Origin of the sequence: Caulobacter sp. D5 (assembly GCF_003185805.1) — a bacterium.
Lineage (GTDB): Bacteria > Pseudomonadota > Alphaproteobacteria > Caulobacterales > Caulobacteraceae > Caulobacter.
The window spans coordinates 1-10,952 of sequence record NZ_QHJY01000120.1; the positions used below are offsets into that span (position 1 = coordinate 1).

General features: G+C 69.5%; 9 protein-coding genes. 5 read left to right on the top strand and 4 right to left on the bottom strand.

The features are described from left to right. Positions 1-85: 85 nt before the first annotated feature. From DMC18_RS09035 to DMC18_RS09045, 3 genes are all read right to left on the bottom strand, one after another. Positions 86-547 (bottom strand): DUF6491 family protein, encoded by a 462-nt coding sequence (locus DMC18_RS09035; protein ID WP_233245391.1) that lies wholly within the window; start codon positions 545-547, stop codon positions 86-88. Between the two features lie 97 nt (positions 548-644). Continuing rightward, complete coding sequence (locus DMC18_RS09040; RefSeq protein ID WP_146218020.1) at positions 645-1,055, bottom strand: DUF6491 family protein; 411 nt, start codon at positions 1,053-1,055, stop codon at positions 645-647. A 78-nt stretch (positions 1,056-1,133) separates the two neighbouring features. Then, on the bottom strand, positions 1,134-4,304 hold the full coding sequence (locus tag DMC18_RS09045; RefSeq protein ID WP_110132872.1) for a PAS domain S-box protein: 3,171 nt from the start codon (positions 4,302-4,304) through the stop codon (positions 1,134-1,136). A gap of 283 nt (positions 4,305-4,587) precedes the next feature. Here DMC18_RS09045 and DMC18_RS09050 point away from each other — a divergent pair, with 283 nt between their 5' ends. From DMC18_RS09050 to DMC18_RS09065, 4 genes are all read left to right on the top strand, one after another. Then, on the top strand, positions 4,588-5,352 hold the full coding sequence (locus DMC18_RS09050) for an IclR family transcriptional regulator C-terminal domain-containing protein (protein ID WP_233245392.1): 765 nt from the start codon (positions 4,588-4,590) through the stop codon (positions 5,350-5,352). Positions 5,353-5,363: 11 nt separating this feature from the next. Further along, entirely contained in the window at positions 5,364-6,713 is a 1,350-nt protein-coding gene (locus DMC18_RS09055) for an MFS transporter (RefSeq protein ID WP_110122146.1), read from the top strand. A gap of 23 nt (positions 6,714-6,736) precedes the next feature. Next, positions 6,737-8,212, top strand: coding sequence for a NosD domain-containing protein (locus DMC18_RS09060; protein WP_110132873.1), 1,476 nt, complete (start codon positions 6,737-6,739; stop codon positions 8,210-8,212). A gap of 91 nt (positions 8,213-8,303) precedes the next feature. Further along, the gene (locus DMC18_RS09065) at positions 8,304-9,620 is read left to right on the top strand and encodes a carbohydrate porin (RefSeq protein ID WP_110122148.1); all 1,317 of its coding nucleotides are present in this window, start codon (positions 8,304-8,306) and stop codon (positions 9,618-9,620) included. A gap of 100 nt (positions 9,621-9,720) precedes the next feature. Here the strand turns inward: DMC18_RS09065 and DMC18_RS09070 are convergent, their stop codons facing one another. Continuing rightward, entirely contained in the window at positions 9,721-10,128 is a 408-nt protein-coding gene (locus DMC18_RS09070; RefSeq protein ID WP_110122149.1) for a helix-turn-helix domain-containing protein, read from the bottom strand. 199 nt (positions 10,129-10,327) lie between these two features. Here DMC18_RS09070 and DMC18_RS09075 point away from each other — a divergent pair. Beyond that, positions 10,328-10,952: FAD-binding oxidoreductase (locus DMC18_RS09075; RefSeq protein ID WP_146218021.1), on the top strand; the 625-nt coding region annotated here is incomplete at its 3' end.

The window sequence follows — 10,952 nt, forward strand, 5'->3', positions numbered from 1 at the left end:
CCCCGACGCCGCTGCGGCGAGACATAGATGTCCCGCCGGCGCGCGCTCCGGCAAGCGCTTTCGAAAGGCGGGTCCGCCGGAAGCCTTACGACTTCGGCTGCTTCTTCTTCAGCGGCGGATAGGCCTTTTCCACCTCTTCGGGCGTCAGCCGGCGGATCGACTGGATCGGATAGGAGTGGCGGATCGTCTCGGGCACGATCACCTCGGCGTCGAGCGGCGAGCAGATCCAGGAGCTGCCGCGCGACTTGATGCCGATGCGCAGGGCGGTGTCGAGGTCGAACGAAGAATAGAACAGCTTCAGTTCGTAGACTTCCTTGCGGCTGATCTCGACGTTCAGGGTCTTGTCGTCGACGACCTGATAGCCGCGGATGTTGTCGGCGAAGAAGCAGCCTTCGCGGCCGGACGACTTGGTCGGCTTGGCCTTGGCGGCGGGAGCGGGGGCGGCTTCTGGGGCGGGGGTCTGGGCCAGGGCCGGCGCGGCCCAATTCGCCAGGGTCACGGTCGCCGTCAGGACCAGGGCGCTGAGAACGGAGACGGAGCGGCGCATGCGAGGCTCTCCCAAGCTGGACGAGGGGTGATCATAAACCGGCGATTTTATCGCCGCATTGCCGATTTGCGGCCGATTGTGGCGACCGCGCGGACGGTCAGGATTTCGGCTTCTTCTTCAGTCGCGGCCAGGCCTCGGCATATTCCTCGGGCGTCAGCCGGCGGATCTCGCGGACCTGGTAGCGGCCCGATCCGTTGGTCTCGGGGACGACCACCGAGGCGTCCTGCGGCGAGCAGATCCACGAGCCGACGCGCGACTTGACGCCGATGCGGGTGGAGGTCTCCAGGTCGAAGGCCGAGCGCATCAGCGTCAGCTGATAGGCCTCGTCCTGGCGGATGTTGACGTTGATCGTCCTGGCGTCGATGACCTGATAGCCGCGCACCTGGTCGGCGAAGAAGCAGCCTTCGCGCCGGGACGGCTTGGTCTTGGCGGTGTCGGCCGCCAGGGCTGGCGCAGTAAGGGCTGCGGTCAGGATCAGGGCGCTGAGGACGGTGACGGAGCGGCGCATGAAGAGGCTCTCCCGAAGGGTCTGGCGCTCACCATAGACCTGCGGCTCGACGGCCTGCAACTTCACCGATGCTTGGCGTCAGGCCGCCTGTCGCGACAGGTCCTCGATCCAGGCGTCGAGATCGGCCCGGGCCCGCCGGACGCCGGCCCGCAGGCGCGCCAGCGGCTCGTCCAGCGGCAGGTCCTCGACGCAGGCCGTCTCCAGGTCGGCGGCCATGTGGCTGAGCTGCATGAAGCCGAGGATGCCGGCCGATCCCGCCAGGCGGTGGGCGTCCTCGCGCAGCACCTCGGGCGCCTCGTCGAGGAAGCGGGCGTCCAGCTGCTGGCGCAGCATGCCGGCCAGACGGGCGGTGCGCGCCGCGCCCATGGTGGCGGCCAGGGCCTTGCGGGTGGTGGCCTCGTCGGCGTCCTGCGCCGAGCGCTCGGCGACGAAACCGGCGCCCCCCGGATGCTGGGACAGATGATGGGTCAGGGCCTGGTCGAGGTCGCGCTCGCTCAGCGGCTTGAGCAGATGACCGACCATGCCGGCGTCCAGGCAGGCGGCGATCTGCTGGGGGGCGCCGCTGGCGGTCAGGGCCAGCACCGGGGCGGTCGTCAGGCCGCGGCGGCGCAGTTCGCGCGTCGCCGTCAGGCCGTCGATCACCGGCATGTGGACGTCCATCAGCACCAGGTCGAAGGCGGCGTTTTCCAGCGCCTTCAGGGCCTCGGCCCCGTCGGCGGCGGTCTCGACCGTGCAGCCGCGACGCTCCAGCAGTTCGCGGAAGAGCTCGCGGTTCAGCTCGACGTCGTCGACCAGCAGGATGCGGCGGCCGGGGAAGACGGCGCGGACCGAGGCCTCGGCCGACGGCGTCGCGGCCTCGCCATGGGCCAGGGGCAGGGCGATCTCGAAGGCGAAGGTCGAGCCTTCGCCGACCTCGCTCTCGACCCAGATGCGCCCGCCCATCAGCTCGACCAGCTCGCGCGAGATGGCCAGGCCCAGGCCCGTGCCGCCGAAGGTGCGGGTCACCGAGCTGTCGGTCTGGGAAAAGCGCTTGAACAGGCGGTCCAGCTTGTCAGGCGCGATGCCGACGCCGTTGTCCTCGACGCTGACTCGCAGCCGGGCGCGGCCGCCTTCGCAGCCGAGGAGCTCGACGCGGGTGGTCACCGTGCCCTGACGGGTGAACTTCACGGCGTTGGACAGCAGGTTCAGCAGCACCTGGCGCAGGCGATGGCGGTCGCCGACATAGCGGCCGTCGAGGTCGCCCACGATGCGCAGGTCGACCTGGTGCTCGCCAGCCTGGGTCTCCACCATCGCCGTGGTCTCGACGATCGTGTCCTTCAGCGAGAAGGGATCGCTTTCCAGGGTGACGGCGCGGGCCTCGAGCTTGGAGAAGTCGAGCACGTCGTTGATCAGGGCGTTCAGCGCCTCGCCGGCGCCGCGCACCCGCTCGGCGCGCCGACGGTCCTCGAGCCCGAGATTGGGGCTTTCGGCCAGCAGCCGCGAGAAGCCGATCACCCCGTTCAGCGGCGTGCGCAGCTCGTGGCTCATATTGGCCAGGAACTCGGCCTTGGCGTGGTTGGCGCTTTCGGCGGCGTCGCGCGCCGAGGCCAGCTGGGTGGCCATGGCGGCCAGTTCCAGGGTCTGGCGCTCCAGGGCTTCCTGGGCCTCGACCCGGACCGTCTGGTCCTGGACCTGGGCGATGAAGTGCCGGGGAGAGCCGTCGGGCGCCCGGACCAGCGACACCGACAGGTGCACCCAGACGATGCGCCCTTCCTTGTGGAGATAGCGCTTGTCCATGGCGTAGCTGGTGATCTCGCCGTCGATCAGCCGGCTCAGCAGCGACAGATCCTTGTCGAGGTCGGCCGGGTAGGTGATCGTCTGGAAATCTGTCCGCAGCATCTCGGCCTCGTCGTAGCCGACGATGCCGCAGAAGGCGGCGTTGATCTTGTTGAAGCCGCCGTCGAGCGTGACCAAGGCCATGCCGACCGAGGCGCTGTGGAAGGCGGTCTCGAACTCCTCCATCTGCGCCTTGCGGGCGCTGATGTCGTGCATCAGGGCGGTGAACTGCCAGCCGTCGTTGCTGCGGGCGGCGCTGATCGCCAGTTCGATCGGGAAGCTCAAGCCGTCGCGACGCACGGCCGGGACCTCGATCCGCTGGTCCAGGACCACGCCCTCGCCGGTGGAGAGGAAGCGCTGCAGGCCCCGCTGGTGGGACTCGCGCAGGCCTTCGGGGATGATCAGGTCGGCCAGGCGGCGGCCGATCGCCTCCTCGGCGCGCCAGCCGAAGGTGGTCTCGGCGAAGCGGTTCCAGTCGGTGACGACGCCATGCTCGTCCATGCTGACGATGGCCTGGTAGGCGTCGGCGACGATGCGGCGGGCGCGCGCTTCGCTGGCTTCCAGCTTGCGACGCAGGGCGCGTTCCTCGGTGATGTCGCGCAGCACGCCGAAGACGGCGATCACGCGGCCGTTCTCGTCGAGCTCGCAGGTGGCGCGCGAATGGCCCTGGCGGATGGCGCCGTCGGCGCGCAGCAGGCGCACCTCGTGCTCGATCACCGTCCGGTCGACGACCACCTGATGGGCGCGCGCCTGGGCGGCCGCGCGGTCGTCGGGATGGTACATCTCCAGCCAGTTGTCGAAGGTCGGCGTGAACTGCGCCGGATCGCGGCCATAGATCCGATAGACCTCGTCCGACCAGCCGATGGTGCGGTTCACCAGGTCGCAGCGCCAGTGGCCGACGCCAGAGATGGTCTCGGTCATCGACAGGATGCGGCGCTGCTCGGCGGCCTGGCGCTCGGCGCGGCTCTTCTCCATGCGGGCCACGACCGCGTCGGCCAGGATGCGCAGGCGGTCGAGTTCGTCGTCGCTGGGCCGCGGGCGGGGATCGGTGTCGATGACGCAGAGCGTGCCGAGATTGGCGCCGTCGCGATCGCTGAGCACCGCGCCGGCGTAGAAGCGGATGTCCGGCGCGCCGGTGACCAGGGGATTGGCGGCGAAACGGGGGTCGCGAGTGGCGTCCTCGACGACCATCACCGAATGCGGTTCCTGGCGCAGAGCGTGGTCGCAGAAGGCCAGCTCGCGCGGGGTGGATTCAGCGTCCAGCCCGTGGCGCGACTTGAACCACTGCCGGTGCTCGTCGACCAGCGAGATCAGGGCGATGGGCGCGCCGAACAGTTCCGCGGCGAAGGCGGTCAACTGGTCGAACGACGGCTCGGGAGCCGTGTCGAGGATGCGGTAGGAGGCCAGGGCCGCCAATCGGTCTTGTTCGAGCATCGGAACGCGTCGCTATCTGGAGGCGAGCAACCTGCCTCCGCTGCGCTTCATATCTCCTGAACGAACGCTGTTTTGCGCTGCGGCCGATTGAAGCAGAGCCGGAGAGGGGATCTCCGCACCCGCCGTTTTTGACGGATCTGGAAGTTTCCGTTGGGGAAGACACGGCGCTTGCGGTCGGCTTCGTTTTGCGCTTTCAATCCCCGACATCGAAATTTCGCACAAATGTTCGCATTGCGCACAAATGTCGAAATCTCTGACAAAGATGACAAAAAGGGTGAGAAACGTGACGGCTTCGGCCCCAGGCAAGGACTACGTGCAGGCGTTCGCCCGCGGCCTCGACGTGATCCGGGCCTTCGACGCCGATCATCCCAGGATGACGCTGAGCCAGGTGGCAGAGCGCACGGGCCTGACCCGCGCCGCCGCCCGCCGCTTCCTTCTGACGCTCGTGGACGAGGGCTACGCCTTCAGCGACGGCAAGACCTTCGGTCTGGCTCCTCGGGTGCTGGATCTCGGCTTCGCCTATCTGTCGACTCTGGGCATGTGGGAGTCGGCGCAGACCGTGCTGACCGACGTCACCCGCCGCATCGGCGAGTCGTGCTCGGCCAGCGTCCTGGACGGCGACGAGATCGTCTATGTCGCCCGGGTCGCCGCCAGCCGGATCATGACCGTCGGCCTTAGGGTGGGCAGCCGCCTGCCGGCCTTCCACACCTCGATGGGCCGCATGCTGCTGGCGCATCTGCCGCCGGCCGAACTGGACCGCATGCTCGAAGGCCGCGCCTTCGAGAAACTGACCCCCAACACCGTCACCGACACCGAGGAACTGCGGGCGATCCTGAAGCGCACCGCCCAGCAGGGCTGGTCGCTGACCGACCAGGAGCTGGAGATCGGCCTTTTGTCCATCGCCGTGCCGCTGCGCGACCGCACCGGACGGGTGGCGGCGGCGATCAACGTCTCCACCCACGCCAGCCGCACCACGCCCCAGCAACTGATCGACACCGTCCTGCCGGTGCTGCGCGAAGCGGCCGGCAAGATCGTCTCGATCGTTTGAGGAACGCCGCCATGTCCCAATCCTCCCAACTGGCTTCCAAGCCGGTCGAGATCGGCCCGCTGCTCGATCACGGCCCGTGGGGCGGCTACCAGAAGCTCGTTCTGTTCATGACCGCCCTGGCGGTGATCCTCGACGGCTTCGACAACCAGGTGCTGGGCTTCGCCATTCCGGCCATCGTCAAGGAATGGGGCGTCAGCCGCGCAGCCTTCGCCCCGATCTTCGCCATCGGCTTCCTGGGCATGAGCCTGGGCACGGCCCTGGGCGGCATGCTCGGCGACCGGGCCGGACGGCGCACGGCGCTGATCGCGGCGGTGGCCCTGTTCGGCGTCTCCACCCTGGCCTCGGCCTTCGCGCCGAACCTCGTCTGGCTGGGCGTGCTGCGGACCATCTCGGGCTTTGGCCTCGGCGCGGCCATGCCCAACGCCACCACCTTGATCGCCGAGTTCAGCCCCACCCGCCGCCGCAGCCTGGCGGTGACCCTGGGCATCGTCTGCATCCCGCTGGGCGGCCTGGTCGGCGGCCTGATCGCCGCCCACACCCTGCCGAGCCTCGGCTGGCGGGCGCTGTTCATCATGGGCGGCATCGCGCCGCTGATCCTGACCGGCGTGCTGGCGGTGTGGCTGCCGGAATCGCCGCGCTACCTCGCCGGCCGTCCGAGCCGCGCCGGCGAGCTGGACAAGGTCATGGCCCGCATGGGTCACGCCCACAACGGCGCCGGCTTTACCGACCACGGCGAGACCCCCGTGAAGCGCGCCTCGTTCGGCCAGCTGTTCGATCAGGCCTTCCGTCTCGACACCGTGGCCCTGTGGGGCGCGTTCTTCTTCTGCATCCTGTCGACCTATGTCGTGTTCAGCTGGGCGCCGTCGATGCTGTCGGCCTCGGGCTTCGACCTGGCCGTGTCGAGCAACGGCCTGGCGGCCTTCAATCTCGGCGGCGTGCTGGGCGCGGTGGCCGGGGCCTGGGCGATCCTGCGCTACGGCTCGCGGGTCTCGATGCTGGTCATGGCGGGCGGCGCGGTGATCTCGTGCGCCCTGCTGGCCCTGACCCCGCTGGACGCCGGTCACGGAGCGACCCGACTGATGGCCGGGCTGTTCGTCGCGGGGGCCTTCATCAACGGCGTGCAGACCACGCTCTACGCCCTGGCCGCCCAGGTCTATCCGGCCGCGGTGCGGGCCACGGGCGTCGGCGCCACCGCCGCCGTCGGACGCCTGGGCGCGATCGTCAGCTCCTTCGTCGGGGCGGCGGTCGTCTCGACCGGAGGCGCGGCCTATTTCGGCGCCATCGCCCTGACCATGACCTTCACCCTCGTCAGCCTGGCGCTCATCCGCCGGCACGCCCCGCGCGCCCTGGCTTCGGCCTGACGCAAAACCACAAGGAAGACGCCATGCGAAAGCTCCTCCTGCTCGCCGCCGTCGCCGCCATCCTTCCGGCGGCGGCCCCGGCCCAGACCGCGGTCACGCCTGATACGCGCGAAGTGCTGAAGGTCGACCGTCCCGCCGACGACGGCCAGCCCGGTTCGCTGCGCTGGGCGCTCGAGACCAGCAACGCCGCGCCCGGCCGCTACCGCATCGAGATCGTGCCGACCGGTCTGGGCGCCATCGAGCTGCGCATCGATTCGCCGCTGCCGCCCATCAAGGGGCCGGTGAAGATCGAGGGCACGGCCTGGAAGGCCGACGGCCGCTACGCTGTCATCGACGGCTCGGGCTACGTCAAGCGCGACCTCAAGGACTGCCCCGGCGCCAATCCGGCCGAGTACGGCACCAACATTCGCACCACCACCAAGCCGGGCCTGGCCTTGATCGACACCCGCGAGGTCGAGCTGACCGGCCTGGAGGTGCGCAACTTCTGCATCGGCGTGCTGGTGCTGCGGACCAGCAACTCGGTCTTCCACGACAACCGCTTCGTGCGGAACATCGGCGGGGCCGGGGTGATGTTCAGCGGCGACGACGGGCAGGGCGGCTCGACCGCCACCACCACGATCAACAACAAGGTGCTGCGCAACGTCTTCTACGAGAACGGCGACGGGCTGGAGCTGACCCGCGGCGCGGCCTTCAACCTGGTGGCCGACAACGTGTTCGACGCCGGCGAGGACAATCTGGAGCCCTCGCAGGGCATCGAGATCCTGCGCGGCAACGACAACACCGTCGTGCGCAACCTCTTCCAGAACTACACCGATGGCCTGCAGATCAACTGGGGCAGCCGCAACTATCTCGGCGCCAACGTCTTCCGGGCCAACGGCTTCGGGATCAGCCTGACCGGCGACGGCAACATCGTCGACGGCAACGTCATCAACGGCAACGCCGTGGGCGTGGCCGTGCGGTCCGAGGCCGGCGCGACCGCCAATCGCATCAGCCGCAACCGCATCTTCGCCAACGCGGCCCCGATCAGCCGCTGCTCGGCCGGGGGCAGCTGCGATCCCAAGCTGGCCAAGGGCGGGATCGTCCTGGGCCTGCCGGGCCTGGAGCACGCCAGCTTCGTGGGCAAGCGCGGCTACGGCGTCTCGACCGACACCAGCAAGATGGCCCGCATCTGTCCCGAGGCGCAGCCCTGCCAGGGCCTGCCCAACGGCGGCCAGGCCGCGCCGGTCATCGAGGGCGTCAAGGCGGGCGCCGCCGAGGGCGCGGTCAAGGCCGCGCCCGGCCAGACCGTCACCATCGAACTGTTCGCCAACCGCACGGCCGAGTCCTCGCAGGGCGAAAACTTCGTCGCCGACCAGGTGGTCGCCGCCAATGCCGACGGGGAGGCGCGCTTCGCCATCCCGCTGCCCAAGGACCTGTCCGCCCAGTCCCTGACCGCCACGGCCACCTCGGCCGGCGGCGCGACGTCCAGCTTCAGCGCGCCATCCCCCCTGGCGCGCTGAACGACCGGGCTCCGCGTGCCCCCAACGGCGGAGCCCGGTCCCCCATCGACTTTTTAAGACGCGGATCCTGCCGGACCGCGAAGGAGGTTCCATGTCGCGGATCCTGATGCTGGCCGCCTCGATGCTGGCGCCCTCCGTGCTGGCTTTGACCGGTGCGGCGCAAGCGGCCGAGCCCGTTCAATCGGACTGGAAGGTCCGCTCCACCCTGACCGGCGACTGGGGCGGCCTGCGTTCGCGGCTCAAGGCCAAGGGCGTGACCCTCAGCCTGGGCTATGCCTCGGAAAGCGCCCTGACCCTGTCGGGCGGCAAGGAGGGCGGCGGCGTCGGGGGCTACACCCAGGAACTCAACGCCCGCGCCGTGCTCGACATGAGCAAGCTGGCCGGGATCGACGGCGCGGTGGTCAACATCGCCGTCGAGGAGCGCACCGGCCGCAACCTCTCGACCGAGGGCGTCGGCAACCTCTTCATGGTGCAGGAGCTCTACGGCGCGGGCATGGACTTCCGCATCTCGGAACTGACCTGGGCGCAGGGCTTCGCTGGCGACAAGTTCAACGTGAAGGCCGGCCTGATGCACACCGGCGACGACTTCGGCTCGTCGGCCCTGAACTGCAACTTCCAGAACTTCGCCTTCTGCCCGCGCTCGCCGGCGCTGCTCTACAACAGCGGCTTCTCGGGCTATCCGGCCCCGCGTTGGGCGGCCCGGGCGCGGCTGCGGCCGGCCAAGGACTGGACGGTCACGGCCGGTGTCTACGAGGTCAACGCCTACCGTGTTCTGGAGAACAAGGGCTGGAACCTGGCCATCGACTCCAACGGCGTGCTGCTGCCGGTCGAGATCGGCTGGACCAAGCCCGACAAGGGACCAGGCAGCCTGCCGGGCTTCTATCATGTGGGCGGCTACTACGAGACCGCCGAGCGCTCGAACGTCTACAGCGACGCCCTGGGCCGGTCGTACGTGCTGAACGGCACGAGCCCGGCGCTGGAGGACAGCCGCTGGGGCGCCTGGGCGATGGGCGAACAGATGGTCTGGCGCAAGGGACCGGCGGCCTTGAGCGTCTTCGCCAACGCCCTGGCCTTCGATCGCTCGACGGCGCGCTACAGCCATTTCTACAGCGCCGGCCTGGTGCGCACCGCGCCGTTCGCCAGCCGTCCGAAGGACAAGGCCGGCGTCGCCGTCGCCTATGTCCGGGTCAATGAGCGGCTGGAAGACGCCCAGCGCGAGCGGGCGACCCTGACCGGGGACTGGAGCGGGGTGCAGACCAGCGAGAGTTCGATCGAGGCCTTCTATGCGGCCCAGGCGACGGGATGGCTGGTGGTGCGACCGAACCTGCAGTTCATCCGCCGCCCGGGGGCGACGGGGTCGATCCCGGACGCCTGGGTGGGTGGGCTGACCCTGCGGGCGGCGCTGTAGGGAGAGGGCTTAGCTCTCCACATGCCCAAAGACCGCCTTCCTCGCCACAAGGGTGAGGAAGGCATGGAATTGGGACTAGCGCGTGGAACGGAGCCCGGCCTCAGGCCGGATCGTCGTCCACCATGGCCTTGACCAGATCGACCACGCGGCGGCGCAGGCGACGGTCGCCGAGACGGGGGAAAAGGTCGGCCAGTTCCAGACCCTCGGGCGTGGCCACGAACTGGGTCATGCGCTGGGCGACGCCGTCGTCCTCGCCGTTGTCGGTCTCGTCCAGGCCTTCGAAGAAGTAGGACACCGGCGACTGCAGCAGGCGAGCGGCGTCATAAAGCTTGCTGGCGCTGATGCGGTTGGCGCCGCGCTCGTACTTCTGGATCTGCTGGAAGGTGATGCCCAGGGCGTCGGCGAGCTGCGTCTGGCTCAGGCCGAGGACCTTGCGTCGAATCCGCATACGGGCGCCCACATAGATGTCGACGGGATGGGCGGGATCGACGGCGGGCTTCTGGGTCATTCTGTCTCGTCCTCGGCGGACCGCGATGCACGTGGTGCGGTTGTTTAATGGGCAGAATAGACCGCTGATCGTATTCCGTCACGTCGCCACGACGTCGCATGTCGCTAACTCGACACAAAAGCGGGCCCCGAAACGTCGTCTGGACGACGCAAAGGCATTCGGACTTGACCTTTCGGTCGCCCGGCGGTGTCTGCCGCCCATGATTTTGCAGTCAGGCGCGCCCGTGGCGGTGGCCGGAGCCGGGGCCTTCGGGTCGGCGACGGCGCTGATTCTCTCCCGACTCGGCTTCCAGGTGACGGTGTTCGACCCTGCGGCGCCGGGCGACAACGCCTCCGGCGTGGCCGCGGGCATGCTGGCGCCGGCGGCCGAGGCGGTGTTCGATCCGGTGTCGCGCGGCCACATGCCGGTGCTGCGGCGCGGCCGCGACCGCTGGGCGGCCTTTGCCGAGGGGCTGGGGATCGCGCTTGATCGCGGCGGTCTCTTCATCGAGGGCGAGCCGGCGTTCCTGGCCGAGGTGGAGGCCGCCCTGGTCGAGGCCGGCGCGGACTTTTCGCGTACGCCCCAGGGCCTGTTCAGCGACGAGGACTGGCGGCTGGACGCACGCCTGGCCCTGGCGACCCTGCGTGACGCCGCTTCGGAAGCGGGCGCCGTCTTCGATCCCCGCGCGGCGACCGCCTTCGCGGAGGGGCGGCTGACCCTGGACGACGGCGCGGTCCTGGCCTTCGAGGCCCTGGTCGTTGCGACCGGCGCGGGCGACGATGGGTTGGCGCCGGAGCTTTCGGCCCTGACTCCGATCAAGGGCCAGATCCTGCGCTTCGACGCGC

Bases quoted from the DNA above. Each gene is read 5' to 3' on its own strand.
- DMC18_RS09040 (WP_146218020.1), bottom strand. From the start codon at position 1,055: ATGCGCCGCTCCGTCACCGTCCTCAGCGCCCTGATCCTGACCGCAGCC.
- DMC18_RS09055 (WP_110122146.1), top strand. From the start codon at position 5,364: ATGTCCCAATCCTCCCAACTGGCTTCCAAGCCGGTCGAGATCGGCCCG.
- DMC18_RS09035 (WP_233245391.1), bottom strand. From the start codon at position 547: ATGCGCCGCTCCGTCTCCGTTCTCAGCGCCCTGGTCCTGACGGCGACC.
- DMC18_RS09060 (WP_110132873.1), top strand. From the start codon at position 6,737: ATGCGAAAGCTCCTCCTGCTCGCCGCCGTCGCCGCCATCCTTCCGGCG.
- DMC18_RS09065 (WP_110122148.1), top strand. From the start codon at position 8,304: ATGTCGCGGATCCTGATGCTGGCCGCCTCGATGCTGGCGCCCTCCGTG.
- DMC18_RS09070 (WP_110122149.1), bottom strand. From the start codon at position 10,128: ATGACCCAGAAGCCCGCCGTCGATCCCGCCCATCCCGTCGACATCTAT.
- DMC18_RS09045 (WP_110132872.1), bottom strand. From the start codon at position 4,304: ATGCTCGAACAAGACCGATTGGCGGCCCTGGCCTCCTACCGCATCCTC.